This is a genomic window from Verrucomicrobiota bacterium (assembly GCA_016871495.1).
Classification (GTDB): Bacteria; Verrucomicrobiota; Verrucomicrobiia; order Limisphaerales; family VHDF01; genus VHDF01.
This window is the reverse complement of sequence record VHDF01000037.1, coordinates 16,265-43,246: the sequence shown is the minus strand read 5'-3', so window position 1 is coordinate 43,246 and position 26,982 is coordinate 16,265. Positions and strand designations below refer to the sequence as shown.

Here is a 26,982-nt window from a genome sequence, read left to right as displayed (position 1 = left end):
AGATTTCAGCCGGCAGCGAGAAGCGCCCGTCGATGTTGGCGCCGTCACCGGTGACATCCTCACGATGCTTCGCGCCGTTGACATACTTCGCGAAACGCTTCGGCGTCGAGGTCATGTCCGCCACCAGAACGACTCGAGCCCATTTGCCGCGCTCGTGCCTGCTGGCTTCGGTGTTCCCATCGTAACTCGAGCAGCAGCCCTTGCCGTAAGATCCATCTGAAGCGCGCCAGAACAAGTCGCCGTCGTTATCCTGGTTCAGATCGTGCGTGCGCAGAATCGTGCCGAAGCCGTGCCCTTCGCCCCACAGCACGTCGGCAATCATGGTCCACGTGTTGGCGTTCTTGCCACCGGCGCTGGGCGCCAGGCCCGGTTTCACACGGATACCGGTCTTCTTGAAGTCCGTGCCATTTTCGTTTCTGGGGATGGTCAGGAATTTCATCGGCCGGCCATCCAAGCTTGGCACATCCGCCGCAGCCCCCTGGCCGCTGGTGCCGAACGAATAAAGGGAGCTGAGGGAGGCATCGATGTAGGCGATGTCACTGCCCACTTTGGCCTTGAGACTGGCGGAGTCGAACAACCAGTAGCCGGTGGCCGCGGGACCCGCGGCGTTTTCGCAGGGTCCGGGAGCGGTCGAAAACGACCAACTGCTGACCTGGGCGGAAGCTCCATCGGAATAGCTCAGGCTGACCGTGTAGGTGCCTTCAGGCACTGCACCCGCATGAGCATATTTCACCGTGGTTACTTTTCCGCTCTTCGTCACGGTCGGCGTGACCTTGACGTCCTTGATCTTGAGCTCGATGGAGCTCGAGTTCACCGCAGCCGCGTCTTCCGTAATCAACACTTCGAAGTTCAGGCGGGCATTGACCGAAACCTCACCGGGAGCGGGTTTCGCGCTGCTGACATAAGGTGAAGCACTTCCGGACCGATCGCGATACGCCTTGATATGGCCGGCACTGGAACGGTCGTTGACGAGGATTCGAGTGCCCGCGGCATTGATGGAATAGAGTTCGCAGTTGGCATCTCCACCACCCTCGAACCAAACCAACCGGGCGCCGTAGATACCCGCTTCCGCCACGAGAAACGAAAAGACGGACTCGGAAGCACCACGGGTCGCTTCAAACGACCCCACCACTGGAGCGGTCACGTCCCGAGGATCCGCGCCAATCGTCAGCTTGAAGCCATCATCGCTCGTCACCCCCAGCGTCACGAGCCCGGCCGGAAGGTCGAGGAACGCGATGGATTCAATCGCAATGCTGTCGACCGCCACGTCACCCGCGGGATTGAGGCCCGGATAACCGGGAATGGCGTCGTCAGGCGAGAATTGCCCAACCCCGTCTCCATTGTCGTCCCAGTTAATCGTGTTCAGATTGAACAGTCCGCCTTGAGCGGCGCTCAAGTCGGCGATGTTGGGGCCGGAGGCTCCGGCGAGCAGACGTTCAGCCTGCGTCACGCTGATGGGCGCCGGACCCGCGGTCTGATAGACCCGCGCCTTGAATCCACTGGATCCCGTGTTCACGCTGCCGGCCCTGGCCTTGGCCGACGCTGGAATGGTCACAAATCGATCCACGGTGAAGTCGAACGCAAACACCTTGGTGGAATCAAATGTCAACACCACGCGATGAGAGGAACCCGACGGGAGGAACCCGGGCGGATCGTAAGTGACCGTGCGGGTATTCCCCACGCTTGTCACCACAGGAGTCACCGATTGGCCGTCAAAGGTCATGGTCACCGCCGGATTGGCGAGGTTTTCCACCACCACGGACACCACCGCATCCGCCCGAGCTCCGGACGGAGCGGGCGCGCGCGAGGAGACGAAGGCGCCGCTCGCCACCGTGGTGGTCGAGATGTTGACGTCATCGATCCAGTGGTTGTTCCGAATGGCGGCGGTCAGTTCCGCCGTTCCGGCGCCAAATCCGAATTGACCGGCAATGGGGGTATAACCGATGCCCACATTGTCATAGACTTTGATCCCGTCATAGACCACGTCGAGGGTTCCATCCGGGTCCACGTTCACTTCGACATTGGCGAATCGGGTAGCGGTCGAGTCCGCCGGATAGGTTTGGATGCCGCGGAAGGACCTTGCTGCGACTCGAGCTCCACCAATCTTGATGATGATGCCCGGCGCGTCGCCTGGCAAATTGCCTTCGGCGTTGCTGCTCCCGTCGTTGTCGATCGTGTCGAAGGAAATGACGAGCCCTTTGGAGTCGCCACCACCTTCTCGGAAGGTGCGGCCATCAACGCCCAGATCGCCCCCCAGCACGAAGCTGAACCCTTGGGCGCCCAGCGAAGTTCCGCCGCCCACCGCAGCCTTGAACTTGGCGTTGAAACTTTGGATCCGCGCGCCCGAGTTGAAGTCGGGAAGAATATAGGATCCGTTCTGAGGAAGGGGTTTAGGCGGATCGGCCGGGGGCAAATCTCCCAGGTCGGTCAACTTCAAAACCCCATCTTCGACTTCCGCCACGCCTAAGGGCGTGCCTCCAGGGTCATTGGCAAAGTTCGATGTAAAATTTGCGGCTTGCCCGGCTACGATTCCCATCGCGGCCAGACTCATGGCTAGCGGCCAACTTGTTCCGGTGATCTTGTTTCTCGATAGACTTCTCATTATCGCTGTTGGGTTATTGTCGATTAGGACCGTTTTCCATCGAACTCCCGCGTCGCAACACCGTCACGTTTTGCCCGTCGACTGCATCCGCTTCGGTTGCACACTCAACCTTCGGGCAACCATGACCGGTCAACCGCTTTACAACCTTCAAAGACACAATACATGCCTCGCAGGAGGAGCTCTCATGGAAACGTGAAGTGAGTCTCATCGACATGCCGGGGCAAAGCAAGCGGTTTTGCAAGTCTAGCGGCGGTGCATCCGCTGGTTGTCGGGGCGCGCCGTTCACGGCGCTTCCGCTCGCGCCAATCGACCGCGGCGATCTCCTCCTGTTCCATGGCCCGCCAAGGGTGGATGCCTTCGCCTTGGCAGCACCCTTGCCCGTTGAACATGCCATGCCCCTTTGAAGAGACTCCTTGAAGCGGCGTGAACGCCGCGCCCCGGCGCTGCCGCGCGCATCACCGACAACCTGTGAATGCACTATCTGGCCGGTTCCACTCAATAAAAGTCTCAGAACTCCTGACCTGGCGCGGAATCAGGTCGCGCCCACTTGGCGACCGATGAGGCGGAGGTCGGAAGAATCGTTTCTGTGGAGGCGCGCAGTCTCGCCTTCAATCCCAAAGGGATTGTGTCCTCCAGCCCAAGGTTGCGAGGAACGAGCTACCTTGGGTCGCTGTTTGGAAATGAATTCAACCGCAACGCGGTTGTGGCTTTACCCCGCCAATCGGAAATAGGTTTTCGTCGCAACCCCGTTGGGGTTGGTTTCCATTGGCGAACCGTGACCCAAGGTAGCTCGTTCCTCGCAACCTTGGGCTTTGGGACGGAATCCCGGTGGGATTCCTGGAGGGACGAGTTTGAGTTACGTGACGTCGGTTGCAAAGGGTTAGACCTCAAAACATTAATTGGCCTTGATGAATGGTTCTTCGCTGTTTTCGGTGGAATAGGAGGATGACCCAGCCCGGAGGGCCAACAGATATTCCGTTGCATTGAGGTGACAGTCAGGAAGCACTCTTTCTTTCGCCGTCGTTCTCATTTTGTCCCGGAGCGCGGCTGAGTTGTCCTTCGACCCGCCGCAGCACGTTGAAAAACCTGGAGAATTCCGACCTGTCCGCGCGCTGCAGCTGATCTTCGACACAGCCGCGCTCCCCAAAATGAGACTTCCCCGAACTTTTTTTCGCGCGCTGCGTCCGATTGATCCCGTGCACCGTTGGTTGGATAGGGCTCCGGCCACGAGTCGGAGGATAGGACCCCGCGCTGCGGGTGTGATCAGTCCGGCTCCAGAAGTCAACAACATGCAAAATGAACGGATTGGGCTGGACCGGGACGCAAGCTTGTCAGAGCCGGGCCTGGTTGATGTAGACGGCGCGGTTTGGCGCCGGACTTGCCTGATGGACCTGCCTGAGGCAGGGCTTTTCAGGCAGGACACTTACCCAATTTTTGGAAAACTTGACTGTTCATCGACTGTCATCGACGTGCGATTCCGCGGCTCGGCGATCTGCCCTTGCCCGCATGACCTCAAACGGGAGGCGGGGCACGCGGCAAGAGGCTTACCTCCACCCGCGCTCGGGAAGGCCGCGCTCGCGAGTTCCGTAGGTCATGCTATGGAGCCCAAAGAAAACCTAGGATTCTCCAAGGACCAGGATGCGGAAGTGCTCCACCGCATCGCATTGGGTGATCTCCAGGTTTTCGAGTCCTTCTACGATCGGAACGCCAAGTTTCTCTTGGGTATTGTGTTGTCGATCGTTCGGGATGAAGCAGCCGCCGAGGATGTCTTGCAGGAGGCGATGCTTCAGATCTGGGACAAAGCGCGGCTTTATGATCCTCGCTACGGCAGTGCGCTCGCCTGGGCAGCGGCTCTCACCCGCAACAAGGCCATCGATTCCCTGAGGTCCTCCCTGCGCAGGGAAAAAACGAAGCGCGAAGCCACCGCGGAGTTCGAGGTCCGTGGACCCGGCGCCACCCCTCTGGCGGACCGCGAGATGCAACTGGCCGAACGCGCTTTAACGGTCAGGAAAATGCTGGATGAGTTGCCGCCGGAGCAACTCGCGGCGATCGAAATGGCCTTTTTTCGCGGACTCTCACAAACCGAGATTGCCGCCGCTACCGGCGAACCCCTCGGCACGATCAAGGCGCGAATTCGCCGCGGCATGGCACGGTTGAGAGATTTCTTGGAAGGCAGAGTTTGATGGGCGAAATCAGGTTCTATATGATAGTATTCGAGGACTTCGTGGACGGGATAGTTCACCGCCCCAACCGAAGTCGATGAGCACCATGAGCTTAGAACGAAAATCGGAGCTGGCAGCCTTGGCCGCGCTCGGCGCGTTGGATGCAGCCGACGCCGAAGAGTGCCGGCGACTCCGCGAAGCTGGAGATCAGGAATGGGCGCGTGAGTCCGCCGCCTTCCGCGAAGCCGCGTTGGTCATGGGTCTCGCCAAGTCGCAGGTTCGAGAGCCGCGCCCTGAATTCAAGGCTCGTCTGCTGAAGAACTTGTCGGGACGTCCCCCTTCACTTCACACCCAAATCGAGCCAACGCCAGACACCTCACTCGAATTCCATTATCTCCCTTCAGGTCAGGGAGAATGGCGTCCACTGGCCGTTCCGGGCGCCTTCATCAAGGTGCTGTCACTTGAACAGGCTCGCGGTTACGCCGTGGTCCTCGGGCGATTGGAAGCTGGCACTCATTTTCCGGCGCATGCTCACGCCGGTCCAGAGAGTCTTTACATGCTGACCGGTGATTTACACGTTGGGGACCGTCTCCTGCGACCGGGAGACTTCCACCGGGCAGGACCGGGCACCGCGCATGGTGTGAATTGGTCCGAAGACGGCTGCACCCTGATCGCCGTCGTGAGTCTCGAAAACCTGGCCGCGTTGGGAATGAAGTAGGTCCGCAGGGCTTGGTCCTTTCATCCTCCCGACTGACTTGATGGTGAAGTTACTCACCGCTCCGCACCTCGGCCCGGCGGAGTTTTTTGGCTGGAAACGGCAGTTGAGCAGCGTCGAGATGCGCAAAAGTTTGAGTGTCAAAGACCTGCCGAAAGATGATGCGGATCAATTCCCGTCTCCAGGTTTAAGATCCAGCACCGCGACATCGCTCAAAATCGGCGCGATGAGCCGGGCTCAGGGCCTCCGGGCGATAAAAACGGTCGTAGAATTCGGCGTCCAGGTGGCAGGCCTGGAATCCTACGGTGGTGCGAAAAGGCGGCAGCGTCGCCGGGAAACGTCCATAACGCTTCCACACGTATTCGCAATAGGCGACGGTCGCTTCAATCGCACGCTCGGAAAGCCCCGGCACCGCCTTTTGCAACTGCACGTCCTTCCACGCATGCCCGGAGAGTGAATCGCGAAACACGCCGCTCGCACCAAACTTCGCTTCCACCACCGACAAAACCGCGTCCCGCATCGAAGGAAAGATCGGTGGACACTACGCTCGCATGAGCCAGTGTTCTTCCACCTGAAGCCCCAGCGGCAAAGGAACCGGCACGTCGCGGCCCGTCCAACTCAAGAGCATTCCCACCCACCCCGGCATCGACAGATACCGCGAGGCCCTCATGGAACTCATGCGAAAACCCAAGGACTCGAACCAGGCATATTCGTGATTGGCAAAATTGGGGAATCCACCCAATCCCATCGCTTCCGCCATCAATCCGAGATTCTGCAACATCATGCCCTGCTCGATCGCCGCGAACTCGGCCACCATGGACTCAACACGCTGAACCGTGACCGTCCGGCCGAGACGCGGATCATCCTCGAGATGCCCCCCTCGGCTGCGCCCAAAGGCGGCCAGTCCAGCCGGTCGAAACAAGGCTCGCTCGTCCACGATGAACGCCCCGGTATCTTCGTTGAGAATCTCCAACAAGCCGTTGATGTAGAGAAACGACAACTCGCTCAAGGGCAGGAAAATGGGTCGTGCCAGGCCGGTAGAGTGACCACTGATTCACCCGAATGTTGTAAATCGGGTCCAGCCGGGGAGCCGCCCGACCATCGCGCAGCTTCACTCTCGCAAGCGTGAAGAAACCCGCGTGATCTCCGCGGCGTCCGAGTTCGATGGCCTTGCGGACAGCGTCCGGAGCCAAATCCTGGGGCCGTTTCACATACCATGTCGCCTGGTCGTCGATCACGGCGAGCCCCGAAGTATGAATGGCGTCGCCGCTCGCAATCGTGCGTCCAAGGGCGCCCGCAACAATGTTCCCGCCATGCCCGGCGTCAAAACGAAGATCGATCAACGCGTGACCGGTGATGCCGCAGGCGGCAAATGCCAGGGCGCCTGTTTCCATTTCGGTCAGGGGCCTCGGTGGATACATGCTGCGATACGCCAGCGGCCCGCCTTCCATCGACATGCCGAGGCAGAATCGTCGGGAACGTCGATTTCGCAACACCTCTTCCCAAGACAGCGCTGTCTGCAGGGTTGTCCCCGGTGCCGGGGCCTGGGTTTGGGGATCCACTGAATCCGGGCTCATGAAAGGCGTCGATGACAGATCTGCGGCGGACTGGCCAGTCCGGATTTCTCGGCTGCCGCCAGACCGGCCCATCCGCACGTTGTCGGAGCGCAACGTTCATGGCGTTTCCCCCTTCTCAAACCGCCCGCGGCGATCTCCTCACGCTGGCGCCCGGCGGGTCAGCTTGGACATTCCCAATCGCGGAACGGGCAAGCATTTCCGGCTAGAACGGCAGAAAGGAACGATCGCAAATCCGTTCCGCCATCCAGGTTATTCCAAACAAGGCGATGACCACCGAACCGTAGCGCATGGCGGCGGGCTGGAAAAACCAGGACTGCTTGAAGGCCAGAGCCAGGAGCAAAAAGACGGCGGCGATGGCGGCCTGGCCCAATTCAACTCCCACATTGAATGAGGCCAGGGCCAGCGCCATGGATCCCCGCGGCAATCCCAATTCAGACAACACCGACGCAAATCCGAAACCATGGATCAATCCAAACGCGAAGGCGATGAGCCAGCCTCGGGCTGGCATCCAACCCGCCACATTGTTGGCCGCAGCCACCACCACCGAGGCCGCGATCGCGATCTCCACCAAGCGGGGAGGAAAAACTACCCAACCCAGGGCCGCCAAACTCAGGGTGATGGAATGAGCCAGCGTGAACGCCGTCACCACCTTGAGCACACTCCAAAGGGATTCGCGCCCACGGGTGACTCCCACCACCCCGCCACGCTCCCCCCGCAACAACACTCCCGAAAGCAGCAAAGCGCCCAGAAACAAAATATGATCGTATCCCACCCAAATGTGACGAATTCCTTCCGCGCAAAACCGCGAAACGACCGCGCTGGCGGAAGTCGGAGCTGACGACAACTCATGGGCGGCGCGAGCAGGACTGAATTCCGCGGTCTCGACCTCACCCGAACTCCGATGATAGGTCAGAAAACCGTGATGCTGCCGGTCGAGGTCGAAAAAGAGTCCATACCGCACTTTGAGCGATTCACCTTCCGGCACGCCTCGGCATCGAAATCGCACGACCGCATAGGAAGTCCCCATGCGCGACGAGACCATCAGATCCTCCGGCTCGGGTGCGAGCGTGACCTCACCCGCGTCCATGCTCAGCCGTGCCAGCGCGTAGGTGGTAACCGCCCCAGCCCGGGCTTTGAGTTCGCCCCACGTAATAACGCCATCCTGATTGAGGTCCAGGCCCAAGGCCAATTCCAGATCCCGCAGCGGCAAATCCCACCGCCCTTGCAATTCAGATCCAGCATGGCGCAATTCCAAAAAACTATCACTCGCGGTATGGGCTCCGGCCGAAAATGATCCGCAGCACAACCATACAAGTAGAAAACCAAACCGCGGCATGCATTTCCCAAGGGTCCACGGCGAGGTCCGGCCTGTCCCAGACCGCCATCCACACCCTCGCAACAACCCTGCTCCCAAAAACCGCCGTCCGCCTCGTGGCTTGAAATATAGAGTCATCGCATTCCTCCACCAGAGTCAGAGTGTCGCGCTCCCATGCCGGCGAGCCAGGGAGTGGAGTCGGACATCTTCGATCCGGGTCGCCGTCATCCAGTTCAGCACCGGTCGGGCGGATTCCGAGTCCCCCAAGGCGGCCGCGGCCTCCAGCAGGATCCGGGCGTCGGCGAGTTCTTTTTGAGTTTCCCAGTTGAGCTTCGCTTCTGAAAGGGCCAAGCGCGGTTGACCCAGGACACGAAGCAGCAACATCGCGTACTCCCGCCGATGCAAAGGTTCGCCCCGGCTGTCCGTGCTCTCCAACCGGCCGCGCAATCTTGCAGCAAGCTCGCGCCAGCTTCCGCCCTGAGGCGATATCGTCCGTTCAGCCCAGGCAAGCCGGAGCAACACGGACTCGGGCCCGTCTTTTCCCCGCAGCGATCGAACCACATCCATCGGACGATCCTGATCCATCAGGAAGTCGGCGTACGCGGCCAGGGTGTAGGCATGTTGAGGCTCGAGTTCGAGTGCCGCTCTGAAGTGTCGCTCCGCGTCGAAGGTTTGTTCCAAGGACGCGGCGGTTTCGGCCAGGATCGTGTGGGCCCAGCGTCGTTCACTCGCCGGCGCCAGGCTGGATCGTGTCAAGGTCTCCTCCAAGACCGCATAGCCTTGACGAGCCGAGCCCGTCACCGCCGCCAGTCCGGATGCGCATCCCACCGAAATCAACTGGGGCGCAACGGTCACGAGTCGGACGGCGGCCGCCCGGGCCTCCGCGTATTGACCCTGCACTTGCAGGATATTGGCACGCATCAGCCAGGCCTGGGCGCGGCGCGGATGGGTTCGCAACACCGCGTCCAAGTCCTTCAGCGCCGATTCGAAATCGTGCAGGAATTGGGAGACGTCCGCGCGGAAGAGGAGCATTTCCGGCGAAGGAGCAGCCTGCGACAACCAGGGATGCAATACAGCCTGGGCTTGGCCGACAAATCGCGGATCGCCCAGGTCCGGCCTTTCTGCATCAAGACCGCCGCGAGGGCCAGGGCCTTGGCGGAATCGTCCGGTTGTTCTCGAAAGGCCTTGCGTGCTTGTTCCAGCTCCACCTCCTGTGATGGAACCAACCGGGGCGGCCGGTGTGCCAGAACAACGGAGTCCTCCTTCGGGATGAACGGAAGTGAGCTCGTTTGTTCCGCCCAACCCGGGATCATCAGGTGCCAAACGCAACCCGCGAGGAACGCGGTTCGAACCGCGCCGCGGAACCGAAGCCCCGCGGCTCCAAGTGGGTGGAAACGTTTCATGATCGATTCCAGGTTCGCAATACAAGCGTGAGCGCAGCTTGCCGTGGAAGGACTATTCGGATCCGATTCCGAGATTGATGACACCCTCCACCACGCGGATGGAATCAAACTTCACCCGTCCGTCCGACAGGAGCCGGAAGAAACCAGCGCCCGCATCGGGAGCGGAGGCGCTCAGTGCCTTCGAAGCCGTGTCGAACGAGGCCGAGGTCGGACGATACGGCCCCTCCACCCGGGCCGCCGATTGAAGGATAATGTTCAGGGTCTGATCGTTGGGTGCCCCCCCCAAAGGCGGCTGGAGGTAAGGGAACTTGTCGCTGAACATGGTGGCGTTCACCAAGGCGCCATCGGTGAAGGGCAGCGGCGCCGGTGACGGCGTTCGAAATGACGGTGATGGCGCCCGTGCGGCGGTCCCCCGTAATGAGGTCGATGGCAAAGGATTCCTCCACATTCAAACTCGCCGTGTTGCCCGCGGAAAGGGGTCCCACGGTGATCAAGGGAACAGCCGTTTGCTTTTGGCTGCCGGACGGACCGATGGGAAGGGCGATGTCCTTGGTCGTGCGAGTGAACCGGAATTGAAACGTGAGATCCTCACGCGCATCGGCGGTGTTATCGAAATGAATTTCGTAGCGCCCCTCGAACGTAGTTGCGGGAGAAAAGTAGTTGGGGCCGCCATAGGCGTCTTGAAGCGGGATGTAATTCGCGATCGCCGTGACATAGTCCGCGCGTCCGGACTCGTAACTGTTGAAGAAATAGAAGTCGGAGCAATCCAGTTTCGGTGTGGAGGTGATCCCGGGCGCTTCGCGGTGACTGGAGGCGAACAAGGAGGCCGCGGACAGCGTGCAACACGCGGCGAGCAGCCGCGACGGCGAGGGAGGTGGGAAATGTTTCATGGGATTCGACAGGGTTGAGTTCAAGGTCATGGTTCGGCATCAAACAACGGAGCCCGCCCTGAAAGGCGGCCTGTTACTACACCCTTAACGAAGCCGGACGGAAATCGGATGCATGGAGATCAAAAGAGGTGATTTCGCCTCGAGCCCGGCCGGTCCTTCAAACGAACTCACCGCCCCAATGCCTTGTTCCAACCTTCATGCGGTGGAGACCAAGTGGGGAACCGGCATTCGACGGCGGACCCAACCCGCCTTGGTCTTTCCGACACCAATAAAGGGCTCGCTTTGCCCAAGCTCAGGGTAGGCTGGACGACCCGAGAGTGGCATTTTCCTACCGATGAAAGGATTGGGCTGTATATGAAAAAGAAAGTTGCTTCCAAGGTTTCCAAGCCGGTCCGGAATGCCGGCACCCCTCGGTTGAGAAGGGTGGAATCGATCCTGGTGCCGGTCGATTTTTCAGACTGTTCCATAAAGGCCCTCTCCTACGCCGTTCCGATGGCCAAGCTGCTCGGGGCCAAGATCGCCCTCCTGCATGTCGTCGAACCCTTGGCCACCCCCGACTTCGTGGGAGCATTTCCTTTGTCCATGGACAACGACCGCGCCGCCGCCGAGGCGAGGAAGTCACTGGCAACCACGTCCAAGAAACTCCGCATCCCGCCCGCCCTCATCGAGCGGGCCTCCGTGCGCTTCGGAACCGCCTATCACGAAATCGCCGAGGCTGCCCGGGATTTGAAGTCGGACCTTGTGATCCTTTCCACCCACGGGCACACCGGGATCAAGCACGCGTTCCTGGGGAGCACGGCGGAACGTGTGGTGCGGCATGCTCCCTGCCCTGTCCTGGTGGTCCGCGAATCGGAGAAAGACTTTGTCGCCACTCGAAAACCCTCAACCTGATTCATGCCATGAAAGCCAAACTGGGAAAAAAAGCTGGCGGTGTTGTGCTCGAATTGAACCGCAAAGACGAGCCCATGATCAACGCGGCCGAACGGACGCGGCCAAACTCGGCCTTCCTCATCAAGAGGGTGCTGGTGCCGGTGGACTTTTCGGAGTGTTCCCGCAAGGCCCTGCGGTATGCCGTTCCTTTCGCGGAGGAACACGAGGCGGCCATCACCCTGCTTTACGCGGTGGCGCCTCTTTACGCGGCTTCCGAATTCGCGGTGCCCGACTACACCGAATTGCAAGCCAGCATGTCCGCTCATGGCGAGAAGGAGCTGGCCAAGCTCGCGTCGGAAGAAATCGGAGGCCGCGTGCCCTTCACGCTGCGCGTCCGAACCGGCCAACCCACCGGCGTCATCACCGAAACTGCCAAAGAATTGGACGCGGACCTGATCGTCATCTCAACCCATGGACGCACCGGTCTGAAGCATGTCCTGCTGGGCAGCGTAGTGGAAAACGTGGTTCGCCGCGCACCGTGCCCAGTGCTGGTGGTGCGGGAGGATGAGCATGAGTTCCTCGCTCGCTGAAGCCTCCTCACCCGCACCCGCTCATGTTCCAGAGGCCAGGCGGCGAGATGCCGTGAAACCCTCCACCGCGTTCGGTTGTCCCCGCGACCCACTGAATCATCGTTACGTTTACGCGGTCATTTCGTCCCGTGCCCGGGGACTCTCGCTGGGAGTGAATCTCAACCCCAGGCGCGTCTGCAATTACGATTGTGTGTACTGCGAAATCGACCGGGGCGGTGAAGGAGCCGAGGAGATTTCGGTGGACAGCCAAAGGCTTTCCTTTGAACTTTCCGAAGGTCTCGATCTGGTCCTGTCCGGCCGCATTCAATCCCGGCCCGCCTACGCGCATGTGCCCCGGGAAATGCTGGCCCTCAAACAGGTGGCCATCAGCGGGGACGGAGAGCCAACGCTCTGTCCAAATTTTACCGAAGCGGTCGAAACTGTCGTTCATTTGAGGGCGGGCGGGTGTTTTCCCTTTTTCAAATTGGTCCTGCTGACCAACGGAGCGGGATTACAGGAGCGCGACCGCCTTGAAGCGCTCGATTTGTTCGGACCGCGCGACGAGGTGTGGCTCAAACTGGACGCCGGCAGCCCGGAACATTTCCAGCGCATCAACCGAGCCCCATGCGAATTCCCCGCCATGATCGAATCCGTGCGACGAATCTCGCAGCGTCGCCCGGTGGTCATCCAAACCATGATGCCATCCCTGGACGGACGCGGCCCGTCGGGCGAGGAAATCCAAGCCCTGGGGCGCACCTTGCACGAACTGAAGGAGTCCGGGGCGCGGATCACCGAGGTTCAGGTGTATTCCGCCACCCGTCCTTCTCATCGTGGTCACTGCGGCCATCTCCCGTTGGGCTCGCTGACTCGAGCGGCCCGTCGAATTCGGGAAATCTCCGGACTTCGTGCGGCAGTTTACTGATCCTTTCGCGGGCCGACCGCGGCCTCGTGGTCAGTGCTTGGAGCCGATGCAGTAGAGATTGCCCGCGGTGCGGATGAACAGTCGCCCGTTCGAAACCGCCATGCTGGCCTGGGTCTTCTCTTGAATCGCGTTCCGGGCGACGACGCTGAATTCCGCACCCTGGCGAATCACAACCGTCTCGCCATTCTCACTCAAAAAGTAGATGTGTCCGGCGCCGGCCACAGGCGAAGCCGAGTAGTTCCCCCCCACGCGCTCGGCGTAAATCACCTCTCCCGAGGCCGCTTGATAACAATGCGCAACCCCGCCGTCCGTCACGCTGTGCAAATGGGGCGCAAGGTAAAGGAGCGATGGCTGTGACGGCACCCCCCGGCGCTGCTCCCACGCCACGTGCGTCGAAGTCACATCGCCACGCCCGCCCAACCGCAACGTGCGAATGGTCGTCTTCTCGAATCCCGAGGCGGTAAAGACAAGCCCTTCTCCCATGGCAAAGCTCGGCGTCACTCCTTCGCCCTGGCTGTAGGCCGTCCACAACCGTTCTCCTGTCCGGAGATCGAATCCTTGAATCACATCTCCCGCGGGACTGATCAATTCGGCCTTGCGACCGGTCCCGTGAATGTTGGGGGTCACATGCGCGATGCGTGACTTGCCTCGAGACGCCGTCCAAATCCGTCGTCCCGTGCGGGCGTCCACGGCCACAATGAAGGCCTTGTCCCACGGAATCTGCCAGCCCAACCGCTCTTCATCGGAGGTGTTCGGCCAGATGCCCGCCTTCAAGACTCGGTTGCTGCCGTCGAACGGCATGATCAACAACCCGTCGTGCAACACCGGCGAAGCTCCCAAGCCATGCCGACTGTAAAAGGAGATCTCACGGTTAGTCCAAACGACGCCGCCTTTGAAATCCAACGCGGCCATGCTCCCATCGCCGAATACCGCATAAACGCGCTTCCCATCCGTCACCGGGGTGGGCGTTGCATAGGAATTCTTGCTCTCCTTGCGCAGCGGTACGATCTCGAAGACCGTCCGGTCCCAAATGAGCTCACCCGAATCACGGTCCAGGCACAGCACACGACATCGCGTGGATTGATCCGTCACCGTCGTCACAAACACGCGCTTACCCCAAACAATCGGAGAAGACCAGCCTTCCCCGGGAATCGCCACTTTCCAAACCACATTGGAAGTCGCGCTCCAATGCAGCGGCAGACGCTTCTCCGTCGAAAGTCCCTGGCCGGAAGGACCTCGAAAACGCGGCCAATTCTCAGCATGCATTAGGCCGATGCCGCCCAAGAAGCAACTGAGCAAGAGGAGGGACTTCAGACGGGCCGGTAGGGGGGAGGATCGCGTTGTCATGGTCGTCAAGCAAAGAGTCGTTGGATCAACTAAGGATTTTTCTCGGATTCCATCCGTCGGATGTCCTCCGCGAGAAACTGCGCCACGTCCTTGAACTTGGCGACATTGGCGGGATTCAAGGACATCAAGATCTCATGGGCCTCGAGACACGTTTTGGAAACCTCGGTCTTGCTCGCCGCGGCCGAAGAGGCTTCCAGGAGTGGCCCCGGAGCTGGCGGAACAGCCTCGCCGCGCACCAGCGTGAACAGGTGGGCCACTCCGAGGCTCTCGAGCAGATCCGCGACGCGAGGGGCGGGATTGACCAACTTGACCAGACAGGGAAACGCCCCGGCGGCCCGTTCCATCCCAAAGCCCGCCATCACCCCCATGAACGTGCTGTCCATCAACGGACACTCGGACAGGTCGAAGATAAATTCGGTGTGGCCACGCTGAACCAGGGATTGGAGGGCGGTCTTGAGATCGACGCTCACCGAGAATGAGGCTTTGCCGACCACCTTCACCCACACCTTCGGGCCCGAGACCGCAAGCAAGATTTTGGCGCCAGGAACACTCATATGCGTCAACAGAGGCGCTGATCCTTTGGTCCGATTCGGGCCATGTCAAGGCACAGACCTCACCCCCAGTCGTTCTCATTTTGCCCGGAGCGCGGCTGGGTTGTCCTTCGACCCGCCGCAGCACGTTGAAAAATCGGGAGTATTCCGCCCCGTCCGCGCGCTCCGGCGTCTTCGGAGCGCGACGGTGCTGAAAGCCAGTCGCAGCAGACCGAGCAGAATCACTTCGTTGTTGGGGGACGATTGCCCAGGACAACCACGGCGTGCATGCGGATCTTCCGAGGTGTCCATGCACCTCGGTTCCGGGAGGGCGGCGTTCCACCGCCGTCCCACGTTTTCCGAGGGTGATCAAGATGGGCTGCGGTGGAACGCAGCCCTCCCGGCGTGGCTCCCCGTTTGCGCACCTCGCCACGACGCCCCGCCCCCGCTTCAAAAGCGAAACCGGTAACTCGCGGAAGCAAGATGCACCTGCACCTGGTAGCGTCCGTTGAAAGCGGGATTCATCGCCGCCGTAATGTCGCGGTCCTCGTAAAAGATCCCCCCGTAAGCCAGTCCCAACTCTTGCCTTCCGAAATGAAACGTTCCGCCCACGGTGAATACCTGCTGATGCGCGTCCGGAATCGTCGGCGAAAAGGCTCCATCCGGAACCGGCGACTTGTAGAATTGATAACTGGCCCGAAGCGTGAAATGCGGGCAAACCGCCCAGTCGCCCCCGATTCCCGCCGTGAAGGTGTTATGCCAATCCTGGGGAATCCGCGTGGAGGGAAACAACGCTCCGTTCGCTCCCAACTCCAGATTCAACTCGTCGAATTGTGAGAACTGAATCCATTCGAAATCGACACCCAACCGGACGCGCTCGCCTCACTTGAAGCCGTAGCCGACGCCGGCAATGGCCGGAAACGTCACTTCAGTGTCCATCGGCCCGCGCTCCATCGCGCCGGCATGTTGCCCAATGTGGCCGAACCCGAATAGTCCACTTTCATCGGCGAGCGAAAGGTCAATCCCAAGGCGTGATCATCCGCCGGACGCCAGGTCAATCCCACGTTTCCACCGAAACCCACTCCATCCCCCTTCAACCGCACAATGCCATCCGGATCCGCGCCGGTCCCTCCGGGAAAAATCGCCCAGGGATAATACTGTTTCAGGGTCAATTCCGACCAGAGCACATTGAAGCCCAACCCGATGTCGAGGCGTTCCCCCAGCTTAAAGGCCAGCGTAGGCTGGGCATTCACGGTCTTCAACTCCGCGAAGTAAGGTGCGGCATAACGCAAAGAGCCGAAAGGCGCCGCGAACGCCCCATCCTGTTCCCATTCATTGGAGATCCCGAACGGGCTGGTCAAGCCGAGTCCCAAGGTCCAGCGCCTGTCCTCACCCACCGGCATGGAGGCAAAGAGGGAAGGGAGCAGCTTGAACGGTTCGACGGTAGAGCTCCTCGCCCCCGCGGGCGAATCGTACTACACGGAGAAATGCACCATCGTCATTTCCACCAGCGCCTCGGATTCCGTTTGCCCGGCCAGGTTGGCGGGGTTGATCCAGGCCGCCGACGCGTCATCGACCAGAGCGATCTTCGCCCCCGCCTGCCCCAGCCCCAGCGTTCCCGGTGGCGGATTGCGAAAGCCTTCTCCCACAACCAGGATCGCGGCGACCGGAAGACTCGCAGCGGCAACCTAACGTCTCCCCGAAGCTCCTAATAACCTCCGCGCATCGTTGAATCGGGCGGTCATAGCAGCGGGATCGGGCTTCGCACGGGGCGTTATTTATCCTCCAGAATGATCTTGCTGCCCACCCACCTGAGGTCGGCGCGATCCTTGTCGGTCTTGACCTGGACAAAACCGCCCGTGTTTTTGAATAGAGGCGTGCTCTCGCCAATCCAGCGCTTCACTTCGGCATGACCGTCGGCAAACGACATCCCCGCCGCCTTGTTGTGCCTCGAGGAGGGATAATTCTGCCAAGTCGTCGTGCTGAAGGCGTCGATGATGAAATACCCGTCGTCGATCACATACTCGCTCTCGTCGATGAAAACCAGCGCGCCAGAGGGATCGGGATTGGTGATCTGGGCGACTTTGTCAAACGCTCGGTGCGACTTCACCTTGGCGCTCGGCTGCAGATCGATGAACAAGGGATTGGGGCCGCCCATGCGGCCTTGAATGGAGTAACTGCGGTTCCGCTTCTGCTTGATGCGCGCCTTGGGCGGCCAGAGCGGATCCGTCGGGCATTGGTAAATCTCGTAGGAAGTGTTGTAGTTCCAGAGCTTGCCGCGCGAGATGATGTTCCGGTTCGTGGCGTCCGGACTCATGGTCGTCAGGTCTCCGCTCAGGATCCACGCGTTGTCGATCCACGAATTATTGTCGAATGTGTTCGGCACAATCCGCTCGTTGTTATCGCCGGAATACAGCGTCCACGCCAACACCAACTGCTTGCTGTTGCTCATGCAACGGATGCCGCCCGCCTTGCTTTTGGCTTTGCTTAAGGCCGGCAGCAGCATGCCCGCGAGAATGGCAATGATGGCAATCACCACCAGAAGTTCGATCAGCGTGAAAGCCCGCGAGCGCGAGAAGAGGCTCGGAGCGGAAAAGGAGCGAATCATTTTCATAGGGTTAGAGGGTTGAAGGGTAAGGGCCTCGCCTTCGCGGAAAGCTGGCGGGTCAGCGCTACGCCATGGTTTGGGAGATTCATTTGGATACCAATCACTTATCTCAAAACCCACCGCCAAGACAAGCTTTTCGTGGCTCACCCCGGCAAGTCCCGTGTATCCCGATGTTGTTGGTAGGGCGCGTCCGTCCCAGCCCGCCGCCCACGGGATGCAAAACATCATGCTCCGGCGGCGCGCCGGGACGGACGCGCCCTACCTGCATCACCGGCAACATCGGGATGCACCGCGGCAAGTCTCATTTTGGGGAGCGCGGCTGGGTCGGCAACCAGCCGCAGCGCGCGGACAATTCGGAAGACTCCAGATTTTTCAACGTGCTGCGGCTCGTCGAAGGACGACCCCGCCGCGCTCCGGGGCAAAATGAGAACGACTGGGCTCACCCCGGCCACGATATCCGCGCAGACCACGACTCTGGTCCCGAATTGCAGTTGGCTTGACCGGGTCAGCGCCAGTAATGTGGCCCCGCGCAACGCGAAATTATTCATGCGAAAAATCGGTGAAATCGTTGGCGAATCCAAAGCCAGGGTGTTGAGCGATTACCTCTACGTCGAGGGAATCGAAAACCAGGTGGAGGAGGAATCCGGCGAGGAATGGAGTGTCTGGGTTCATGCCGAGGAACATGTGTTGCGAGGGCAGCAATTGCTCCACGATTACCTCTCCAATCCCGCGGACCCGAAGTTTCCGAGGATCGTGCGGGAAGCCGCCGAACGCCGCGCTGAAGAGGAAAAGTCCGAGGAGAACTACCGGCGCAAAGTCCATTCCCGCGAAGAAACGCTGCGTCGCGCCGCGCGAGGCAGCCTCGCCCCCCTTACGCTGGCGCTGCTCGGCATCACGGTCGCGGTTTACGTGCTCCAACAAATCAAAGGCGAGATGGGTGTGCGCAGCCTTGTCATCTCCCAGTTCTATCCCATCGGCTCCTTGGTGGACCGTCTGCTCGGCCTCACCGAAATCCGGCAAGGTCAAGTCTGGCGGCTGTTTACTCCGATCTTCCTGCATTATGGGATCCTCCACATTCTGTTCAACATGATGTGGCTGGTGGACCTCGGCAGCGCCATCGAGCGCAAGGAAGGCGCCGCCACCCTGCTGCTCTTCATCCTCGTCGTCGCGGCCATCTCCAACCTCAGCCAGTTCCTCATTTCCGGACCGCGTTTCGGCGGCATGTCCGGGGTGGTTTATGGCATGCTCGGATACGTCTGGATTCGCGGCAAATACGACCCTTTTTCAGGCTATTTCCTCAATCCACCCGTGGTCTATATGATGCTGATCTGGCTGGGGGTTTGCATGGTGGGCTGGATTCCGAACGTGGCCAACACCGTCCACGTCGTCGGCCTCGTCACCGGCATGGCGTGGGGCTACATCGCCTCGTGTTCCCGAAGCTGAAGTTCCCCGAAACCGAGGAGGTCTCCCCCCTCCGAATTTCCCTGTCCCTCAGGGGGATCCCACGACGAAGTTGACCAACTTCTTGGGCACCACCACCACCTTGAGCACGGCCTTGCCTTCGAGAAATATCCGGACTTTCTCCGAATTCCTCGCCGCAGCTTCAATCTCGGCCCGTGTCGCCTCCACTGGCACACGAAGGACGTCTCTCAGCTTGCCGTTCACTTGAACCGGGATCTCGATCGTGTCTTCCACGAGGCAAGCGGGATCCCATTTCGGCCACGGCGCGTAAGTCAGGCTCGGCACCACGCCCGGAGTATCGGCGTGCAGTCGGAGCCACATTTCCTCGCTCAGATGCGGCGCGAAGGGCGCCAGCAACTGGATAAACACCCTCATGACCTCCATGGGACGCGTCTCCCAGGAAGTGGCCTCGTTCACAAACACCATCATCGCCGAGATGGCCGTGTTGAAGCGCAGGCCTTCCAGGTCTTCCGTGACCTTCCGCACACAGGTATGCAGAGCTTTCTTCTGGGCCGGAGTGGATTCGACCGGGCGAATCGATTCATGGAGTTGGATCGCATCCAGCAAACCCGCATGAGCGGGCGCGGACGCGGCGGTTCGGGCCTGCTCGAAAGCGTCTTCGGACTTCTCATTCACCATCAGCCGCCATACCCGCCCCAGAAAACGATAGACCCCTTCAACCCCCTTCGTGCTCCAGGGTTTCGAATCCTGCAAAGGACCCATGAACATTTCGTAAAGCCGGAACGCATCCGCGCCGAATTCCGCCAAAATGTCGTCCGGATTCACCACGTTGCCGCGGCTTTTGCTCATCTTCTGGCCATCCTCACCCAGGATAAGTCCCTGATTCACGAGCTTATGGAATGGCTCCGCCGTGCTCACCCATCCCAAGTCAAAAAGCACCTTGTGCCAAAAGCGTGAGTAAAGCAGGTGCAACACCGCGTGCTCGGTGCCGCCCACATAAAGATCGACGCCCGGCACGGACTTCATCCCCGGTTCCCCACCCCCGGCGGGTTCGCGCCCCATCCAGTAACCCTCCGCGTCCGCTCCGACAAACCGCTTCGCATTGCGCGCGTCCAAATATCGGAGGTAGTACCAACAACTGCCTGCCCATTGCGGCATGGTATTCGTTTCCCGCGCAAGTCCCGCCGCCGGCCGGACCCAGTCCCCCGCCCGCGCCAAAGGCGGCTGGCCGTCCGGAGTGGGCTTGTAATCATCCAACGCCGGAGGCATCAGCGGAAGTTGAGACTCGTCAATCCCCTCGTGAAAGGTTCCCGAGGCATCCTGCTTCCAGACGATGGGAAACGGTTCGCCCCAATAACGCTGGCGGCTGAACAGCCAGTCGCGCAGCTTGTAGTTGACCGTGCGCGTGCCCAGCCCCTTCGATTCCAACCATTGAGTGATAAGACGCTTCGCTTCACCCGTGGGCAATCCGTCGAGGGCGATCTCCGCGTTCGAGGAGTGCACCGCCGTCCCTTCGGCCGTGTAACCGCGCCACTCGGCCTTGGGATCCGCGGGTGCCACCACTTGCACGATGGGCAGGTTGAATTTTTGGGCGAATTCCAGATCGCGCTCGTCATGAGCGGGCACCGCCATGATGGCGCCGGTGCCATACGTCGCCAGCACGTAATCCGCAATCCAGATGGGTATGTTCTTTCCCGTCACGGGATTCCTCGCGAAGGCTCCCGTGAACACGCCCGTCTTCTCCTTCGCCAAATCGGTTCTTTCGAGATCCGATTTCTTCGCGACGGCTGCCCGGTAAGCCTCCACCTCCGCCTTCCGTTCCCCGGTGGTGATGCGCTCCACCAGCCGGTGCTCGGGCGACAAGACCATGTAAGTGGCGCCAAACAACGTGTCTGGACGTGTCGTAAAAACCCGAATCCTGGCCTCCGCTCCAGCCCGTCCAGGTGGGTCGCCCGCCACCGTGAAATCCACTTCCGCCCCCTCGCTGCGCCCAATCCAATTCCGTTGCATCTCTTTGAGCGAATGGCTCCAGTCGATGGTCTCGAGATCAGACAACAGCCGCTCCGCGTAGGCCGTGATCCGGAGCATCCACTGCCGCATCGGCTTCCGCACCACGGGATGCTGGCCCACCTCGGACCGGCCATCCACGACTTCCTCGTTGGCCAGCACGGTGCCAAGGGCTTCACACCACCAAACCGGTGCTTCCGTCACATAGGCGAGCCGGTGGGAATCACGAAAGGCCCGGCGCTCAGGTTCGCTCTCGCATCCTTCAGGATAACGGAGCGTCGAAATCGGCTCCGCCCTCCGCGTCTCGGGGTTGAACCAGGCGTTGTACATCCGGCTGAAAATCCACTGCGTCCATCGAAAATAGCCGGGATCCGTCGTGTCCACCTCCCGCGACCAATCATAGCTGAAGCCCAAAGACTGAATCTGCCGCTTGAACGTGGCGATGTTGGTCTCCGTCGTCTTGCGCGGATGCTGGCCCGTCTTGATCGCATATTGCTCCGCCGGCAACCCAAAGGCATCCCAACCCATCGGATGCAACACATTCAACCCCGCGGCCCGACGATAGCGGGCAAGGATGTCTGTCGCCGTGTAACCCTCCGGATGCCCCACGTGCAACCCCGAGCCCGAGGGATATGGAAACATGTCGAGAATGTAAAACTTCCGCGGCAGCTCCCCGGACCTCGGCGCCCTTCCCCCCAGCCCGTGCCGGATTGCGAACGGATGCTCCGCCGGAATAACCTCGCCCGGATTCCAGGCCCGAAACGTCTCCTGCTCGCTCCAAAATCGCTGCCACTTCGGCTCAATCAAATCAAAAGGATACTGCTTCCGGCTCGACATAGGGCGGCGATCTTGTGGGAACCCTCCGTGCACCCGCAACCCCAGAATCAAGCTGTCCCGATCCCCGGGCGGGCGGTCAACACCGTCGCGTTCCGACAAACACCTTGCGGATCCACCCGAGAGCCAGCGCCAGCCGTTCTCATTTAGGTGGGTAGGGCGCGTCACTCCTTGCGCGCCGCCTTTGGAAACACCCGGTTTCGGCGCGCAGCGGAGTGCGCGCCCTACCTTGATCCGTCAAAATGAGAAATGCTGAGCCAGCGCGGTCCGACATTGGCATTCCGACGCAACTATGCTGTCCTCTTGAGATGCGTCATCCCCTTCGCGCCGCCCCCTTGCTGCTGCTCATTTTCCTGGGCGCTCTCTCGGCTCAGCCGCACTGGAAAGCAGGCACCGCTGCCTTCGACATCACGCCCCAGCAACCGCTCTGGATGGCCGGCTACGGCGCGAGGACCAATGTCGCGCAAGGCACCGCGCAGCCGCTCTGGATCAAAGCGCTCGCCCTCGAGGACCAACGCGCCCAGCGTGGACTCATTCTCTCGACGGACACCTTGGGCATCCCGCAATCGATCCACTCCAACGTCACCAAACGCCTGCAGCACGAACTGAATCTGGAACCCCGCCAGATGATGCTTCACGCCTCGCACACGCATTGCGGCCCCGTCCTTCGTCGAGCGCTCTACGACGCCTACCCGATCGCCAGCCCTGAGATCGCCCGCATCGAGCAATACTCGAACCAACTGGAGGAACGCATCGTGTCCACCGTCAAGGAAGCTTTCTCGCGATTGGCCCCCGCCACCCTCTTCGCCAGTTCCGGCCAAACCCGCTTCGCCATCAATCGGCGCAACAACCTCGAAGAACAAGTCCCCACGCTGATCGCCACCCAGGCTCTGAAAGGACCCGTCGATCACGCGGTCCCCGTCCTCAGCGTTCGTGATCCTCGCGGTGTCTTGAAAGCCGTCGTCTTCGGCTACGCCTGCCACAACACCACGCTTTCTTTTTATCAATGGTGCGGGGACTACGCGGGTTTCGCCCAATCCACCCTGGAAAAAAGCCACCCGGGCGCGCTGGCCATGTTTTTCATGGGATGCGGAGCCGATCAAAATCCTCTGCCCCGCCGCGAACTCCGCCTGGCCGAACGTTACGGCAATATGCTCGCGTCCGCGGTGGAAGAGACGCTTCTCGGACCCCAAGACAATCTCGAACCAGAGCTTCGTTCTTCCATGGAATCCATTCCTCTTCCGCTCGGACCCGCCCCCACTCGGGAGGAGCTCAAGCAAATGTCTGCCGGACCCGCCGGCGGGACCACCCGCTGGGCGTCACGGTTGCTTGCCGAGTTGGAGGCCGGACGATCCTTTCCGCGGCATTACGACTATCCTGTGCAAGTCTGGAAACTCGGCGCCCGCCAATGGTGGTTTGCCCTCGGCGGCGAGGTCGTGGTGGATTACGCCCTTCGATTCAAGAAGGAGCACGGCGAATCCACCTGGATCGCCGCCTATTGCAATGATGTCATGGCCTACATCCCCTCGGAACGCGTGCTGCGCGAGGACATGCCGCCCCGGGCGAATCCGCGTTGGGGATACGAAGGCAACACTTCGATGTATGTTTATGGATTTCCAGCCCACCGTTGGGCGGAAGGCATCGAGGATCGCATTGCCGCATCGATTCGAAGACAGACCGAGGCCCTCCGGTAACGCTCTCACCTGGAAGCCGCGGCTGGCACGGCCGACAAGAGGGAAGGCCGGATCCCGCAAAGGAATCCGGCCTCACCTGGATCCAAGTTTGTGCGGCGATCTTTGAACCGCCGAAGGGGTTGAGTTAGGGCTTCACCAGTCGGTAAAACTTGGCCGAACCCGTGGCGCTCACTTCCAACACCGCCTGCGCGCCCTCCGTGGTGGGATTACCCCCCACAGGCTTCCAAGCCGGCGACGACAGCGAATCCGTCTCCTGCCAGAACGAATCCCCCTGCGCCGGCGGGCCAGGCCAGCCGAATGCGTCCGCCCGCGGTCCGCGCCGCGCCGAGCGTCACATCGGTCACCGGCTTGCAACCTTCGAGCAGGTTCTTGTTGGCGTTGGGTCCGCAGGGGCGGATGACCGCGTAACGCACGCGGGTGATGGGGATCTTGCCCGACATCACGAAGCGCGCAGCCGCCTGAGGTCCTTGATTGACCCCATTGAATTTCACGTCCGGCAGTTCAAAATAAGCATCCTTCCAGGTCCCGGAACCTTCGAGCACCACCGCAATGTTTCCAGGAGTAAACGCGAAGGTCACCAATCCATTGCGCTCGGATTGGTAAACCTCGGGACGAAAACTCGCCCCCGCCAGTTCCGGCGCGTCATAATACGTCATGCAGATCGCCAGCTTGGCGTTGGGCTGGCTGTTGGGACCCAACTTCTCGTCCGTGATCGCCAGATTCAGATAAATGTGGCGGAAGGCGGGCGAACCGTCGTCCAGCGCGGCGCGAATGGATGGACGACGATCATTGGCCGGCCCCGCTTCTTCTTGAATCATTTCCTGATCCCCGCCACTGGAACCCGGCGCCAGGCCGTCCAACAGACCCTTCGCCAAATCCATCTCGGCATAGTCACCGTAGAGTCCCAGGCAGATGTTCGGATCCGTGTAGCAATCGGCGAGCGGATCTTGCCCAGCCAGCGGGTGGGTGCCTTCACGGAGCACCGCGAGATCGACCCGGCTGACGAAAACCGCCCCCCCTTCGAAAGCGAGGCGGGGTCCGCCCGTGTGCGGAGCCGTGTTCACACCCCGCAGATTCACCGCCGGCACGATCCACGATCGACGCTGCCATTTCCCCGACCCCTTCAGTTTTTCGCGGCTGGCCGCCGGGTAAAATCCAATCCCGCCCAGCGCGTCCGTGGCGTAAGCCTCCGGGCCGAAAGTCACGACGTCCTTCAAGGCCGCGTCATCAAAATATTCGACGCAGATCTTCACCGAGCGGGTGTCGTTGCAAGGTTTGCCCAGAAAGCTATCCGTAATGCCGAAATTCATGTAGAGGCCGTTCGGACGCGAGGCACGAGTGGGGAGAGAGCCGGAGAGAGGGGCATTCTCAGCCTACCCCTCCTCGGTCCTCTCCCCGCTCATGGTTCGCAGGGAGAGGAAGAAGTTCTTCGGGGACAGCGATCTCGGAGATGATCCAAATCTTGCCCCAACTCCCTCTTCGCTGGCTTCATGAACTTCGGTGATTCCGCTGTAGGTTTGAACCCGACATGAAGCCGTGACCTTCGGAGCACGCCGTTCACGGCGCCTCATCGTGGACAGCCTGACGACGTGGTTGGGCCATTTGAGCTGTGGCTGATCTGCGGGGGAGTTCTTCGGGGACAGAGATCTCCGGTTGCTTCCCGCAGAGGAAGCACCGTGCCCATGATGAACACCGCAGGACGACCTTTCCCGGTCCGTCCGCCATTGCCACCGACCGCGTCGTCAGGGTGGATGCGCCACTCTGCCGACCCCATCGGAAGGTGCGCATCCGTTCTCATTTTGCCTGGAGCAAGGTAGGGCGCGCACTCCGCTGCGCGCCGAGACCGGCTGTTTCCAAGAGCGGCGCGCAGCGGAGTGCGCGCCCTACCCGGCCAAATGAGAATTGCTGGGAAGCGGGCCCGATCGCTCTTGGCGTGCGGAATTCGCTAGGGACAGCGGAATTCGCTGGGGACAGAGATTTTGGATTCGTGCGTCGCAACCGACGTCACGCAACTCAGATTCGTCCCGACAGGAATCCCAGCGGGATTCCGTCCCGCAGCCCAAGGTTGCGAGGAACGCGCTACCTTGGATCAGAGTTTGCCCACGGAAACCAATCCAAATGGAAGGTTGTGCGGAGGCAGCTTCGATGGTATAGGTTCCTGGTCGTAACGTTCAACTCCCGCCGAACTCCCTGTGGTGCATCCTCTCGCTTCTTCACCCCGACGGGTGGATCCCGGCAGCATCAGCGGCGGCACGTTCATTCGACCACCGCGTTTCTCCCCGGCCGTTCAAGCACCCCGGCAAGCTCGATGGAAGCCTTTCCTGCATTCATCCTCCCGCCTGGGATTCTCCTTGATCGAACTTCTGGTGGTGATCGCCATCATCGCCATTCTGGCCGGACTGCTCTTCCCCGCCTGGTCGGGCGCCAAAGCACGCGCCCAAAAGATCAAATGCCTCAGCAATCTCCGCCAACTCGGCCTCACCTGGCAACTCTACGCCGCCGACCATCAAGACACCATGGCACCCAACGGATACGGCCTGCCGGATTTCCTTGCCGGCGGACGCCTCTGGGTGGTCGGCGCCACCCACCAGCAACCCTGGGCCGTGACCAACACCGATTTGCTGGTCAATCCGGCCCATGCGGCCTTCGGCGCCTACCTGCAAGACCCCGCGATCTACAAATGCCCGGCGGATCGCGGCAAAGCCGAACTCGAGGGCCGCTGGCATCCCCACGCGCGAAGTTACAGCCTCAATGCTTATCTGGGCTGGCAGTTCCCAAGCGCGAGCTTCAACAGCTCGCGATACTGGACTTTCTATAAAATGTCCGAACTCTCCCAAGGCAGCCCGTCGCAGATCTTCACGTTCCTGGACCAAAACCCGGCCACCCTCTGTCATTCCGCCTTCGTGGTCCACCTGGGCGCCCTCGAAGGGCTCTACTATCACGTTCCCTCGTCGGAACATCGCGGTTCGGGCGTGATTGCTTTCGCGGATGGCCACGTGGAAACGCGGAAATGGAAGGATCCCCTGGAGTTTCACGCGGAAAAGCGGCCGTTTCCAGGCCACTTCGGCATGTATTTTCACGGCAATCGCGACCTGCCTTGGCTCAAGGAACGCGCCTCCATGCTTCGAACCGAACCCTCCAATTGACGGCCTTCTGCCGGGGAAATTCGGGGCCGGATCTCCAGCCACCTCCAGGCGCGCGGCACCGCGAAACTCCCCTTCGATCAGGGCCGGTGTTGAGGCGTTGAGGCTTCGTCCACGCCGCCCTCCGACCCGCCAGCGCCTTTGCGCAAGGCGCCGAATTCAGACGGTGCGTCCAGAGGTTTTCGGTGACCGGGTTGTCGTGGTCACGCAGACAGCCCTGTCTGCTGTTTCGCAGGCTGCCTAGCCTGCGGGGCGACGAAGGGAAGCCGGCGGGTGGAGAGCATGGAAGGGCCACGTTCTTCACCCGCCGGGCCGCCGGGCCGTCGGCGATACGGCAGGCTGGGCAGCCTGCGCCCCACGACAGATAACTTC

General features: G+C 60.9%; 20 protein-coding genes and 1 pseudogene. 8 read left to right on the top strand and 13 right to left on the bottom strand.

Going from position 1 to position 26,982, the window contains the following annotated elements:
• Nucleotides 1-2,551: hypothetical protein (locus tag FJ404_10165; GenBank protein ID MBM3823233.1), on the bottom strand; the 2,551-nt coding region annotated here is incomplete at its 3' end.
• A gap of 1,199 nt (nt 2,552-3,750) precedes the next feature.
• On the opposite strand from FJ404_10165, the gene FJ404_10160 reads away from it, so the two are divergent.
• Nucleotides 3,751-4,785, top strand: coding sequence for a sigma-70 family RNA polymerase sigma factor (locus FJ404_10160; GenBank protein MBM3823232.1), 1,035 nt, complete (start codon nt 3,751-3,753; stop codon nt 4,783-4,785).
• Nucleotides 4,786-4,861: 76 nt separating this feature from the next.
• Entirely contained in the window at nt 4,862-5,482 is a 621-nt protein-coding gene (locus FJ404_10155) for a hypothetical protein (protein ID MBM3823231.1), read from the top strand.
• Nucleotides 5,483-5,666: 184 nt separating this feature from the next.
• On the opposite strand, the gene FJ404_10150 is transcribed toward FJ404_10155, so the two are convergent.
• The 5 genes from FJ404_10150 to FJ404_10130 all read right to left on the bottom strand — a co-directional run bounded on the left by FJ404_10150 (nt 5,667) and on the right by FJ404_10130 (nt 10,664).
• Nucleotides 5,667-5,999 carry a hypothetical protein gene (locus tag FJ404_10150; protein ID MBM3823230.1) on the bottom strand — a complete coding sequence of 111 codons (333 nt, stop codon included), beginning with the start codon at nt 5,997-5,999 and terminating at the stop codon, nt 5,667-5,669.
• Nucleotides 6,000-6,020: 21 nt separating this feature from the next.
• Nucleotides 6,021-6,488, bottom strand: a complete 468-nt coding sequence (locus FJ404_10145) for a hypothetical protein (protein ID MBM3823229.1) — start codon at nt 6,486-6,488, stop codon at nt 6,021-6,023.
• A 770-nt stretch (nt 6,489-7,258) separates the two neighbouring features.
• On the bottom strand, nt 7,259-8,509 hold the full coding sequence (locus FJ404_10140) for a HupE/UreJ family protein (protein ID MBM3823228.1): 1,251 nt from the start codon (nt 8,507-8,509) through the stop codon (nt 7,259-7,261).
• An 18-nt stretch (nt 8,510-8,527) separates the two neighbouring features.
• Nucleotides 8,528-9,403 (bottom strand): tetratricopeptide repeat protein, encoded by an 876-nt coding sequence (locus tag FJ404_10135; protein ID MBM3823227.1) that lies wholly within the window; start codon nt 9,401-9,403, stop codon nt 8,528-8,530.
• Between the two features lie 475 nt (nt 9,404-9,878).
• Nucleotides 9,879-10,664: a DUF4331 domain-containing protein gene (locus FJ404_10130; GenBank protein ID MBM3823226.1), complete on the bottom strand. Its 786-nt coding sequence runs from the start codon at nt 10,662-10,664 to the stop codon at nt 9,879-9,881.
• Between the two features lie 354 nt (nt 10,665-11,018).
• Here FJ404_10130 and FJ404_10125 point away from each other — a divergent pair, with 354 nt between their 5' ends.
• Genes FJ404_10125 through FJ404_10115 form a run of 3 tightly spaced genes read left to right on the top strand, consistent with a single transcriptional unit; the run spans nt 11,019 to nt 13,025 of the window.
• Nucleotides 11,019-11,555 (top strand): universal stress protein, encoded by a 537-nt coding sequence (locus FJ404_10125; GenBank protein ID MBM3823225.1) that lies wholly within the window; start codon nt 11,019-11,021, stop codon nt 11,553-11,555.
• An 8-nt stretch (nt 11,556-11,563) separates the two neighbouring features.
• Nucleotides 11,564-12,124, top strand: coding sequence for a universal stress protein (locus FJ404_10120; GenBank protein MBM3823224.1), 561 nt, complete (start codon nt 11,564-11,566; stop codon nt 12,122-12,124).
• A complete protein-coding gene (locus FJ404_10115) occupies nt 12,099-13,025 on the top strand; it encodes a radical SAM protein (protein MBM3823223.1) in 927 nt (308 codons plus the stop codon). Before FJ404_10120 ends, FJ404_10115 begins: the two co-directional genes overlap by 26 nt.
• 30 nt (nt 13,026-13,055) lie before the next feature.
• Here FJ404_10115 and FJ404_10110 read toward each other — a convergent pair whose 3' ends face one another.
• From FJ404_10110 to FJ404_10090, 5 genes and pseudogenes are all read right to left on the bottom strand, one after another.
• Nucleotides 13,056-14,372, bottom strand: a complete 1,317-nt coding sequence (locus FJ404_10110; protein MBM3823222.1) for a hypothetical protein — start codon at nt 14,370-14,372, stop codon at nt 13,056-13,058.
• A 29-nt stretch (nt 14,373-14,401) separates the two neighbouring features.
• A complete protein-coding gene (locus FJ404_10105; protein ID MBM3823221.1) occupies nt 14,402-14,926 on the bottom strand; it encodes an STAS domain-containing protein in 525 nt (174 codons plus the stop codon).
• A 426-nt stretch (nt 14,927-15,352) separates the two neighbouring features.
• The gene (locus FJ404_10100; protein ID MBM3823220.1) at nt 15,353-15,769 is read right to left on the bottom strand and encodes a hypothetical protein; all 417 of its coding nucleotides are present in this window, start codon (nt 15,767-15,769) and stop codon (nt 15,353-15,355) included.
• 56 nt (nt 15,770-15,825) lie between these two features.
• Complete coding sequence (locus tag FJ404_10095; GenBank protein MBM3823219.1) at nt 15,826-16,305, bottom strand: hypothetical protein; 480 nt, start codon at nt 16,303-16,305, stop codon at nt 15,826-15,828.
• Between the two features lie 986 nt (nt 16,306-17,291).
• Nucleotides 17,292-17,516 (bottom strand): annotated as a pseudogene (locus FJ404_10090) (type II secretion system protein).
• A 417-nt stretch (nt 17,517-17,933) separates the two neighbouring features.
• Between FJ404_10090 and FJ404_10085 the strand changes: the two are divergent.
• A complete protein-coding gene (locus tag FJ404_10085; GenBank protein ID MBM3823218.1) occupies nt 17,934-18,953 on the top strand; it encodes a rhomboid family intramembrane serine protease in 1,020 nt (339 codons plus the stop codon).
• Between the two features lie 48 nt (nt 18,954-19,001).
• On the opposite strand, the gene FJ404_10080 is transcribed toward FJ404_10085, so the two are convergent.
• Nucleotides 19,002-21,776: a leucine--tRNA ligase gene (locus FJ404_10080; protein MBM3823217.1), complete on the bottom strand. Its 2,775-nt coding sequence runs from the start codon at nt 21,774-21,776 to the stop codon at nt 19,002-19,004.
• Between the two features lie 239 nt (nt 21,777-22,015).
• Here FJ404_10080 and FJ404_10075 point away from each other — a divergent pair, with 239 nt between their 5' ends.
• Complete coding sequence (locus FJ404_10075; GenBank protein ID MBM3823216.1) at nt 22,016-23,467, top strand: hypothetical protein; 1,452 nt, start codon at nt 22,016-22,018, stop codon at nt 23,465-23,467.
• Between the two features lie 206 nt (nt 23,468-23,673).
• On the opposite strand, the gene FJ404_10070 is transcribed toward FJ404_10075, so the two are convergent.
• Entirely contained in the window at nt 23,674-24,777 is a 1,104-nt protein-coding gene (locus FJ404_10070) for a hypothetical protein (GenBank protein MBM3823215.1), read from the bottom strand.
• Between the two features lie 882 nt (nt 24,778-25,659).
• Here FJ404_10070 and FJ404_10065 point away from each other — a divergent pair.
• A complete protein-coding gene (locus tag FJ404_10065; GenBank protein ID MBM3823214.1) occupies nt 25,660-26,613 on the top strand; it encodes a type II secretion system protein in 954 nt (317 codons plus the stop codon).
• Nucleotides 26,614-26,982 lie beyond the last annotated feature (369 nt).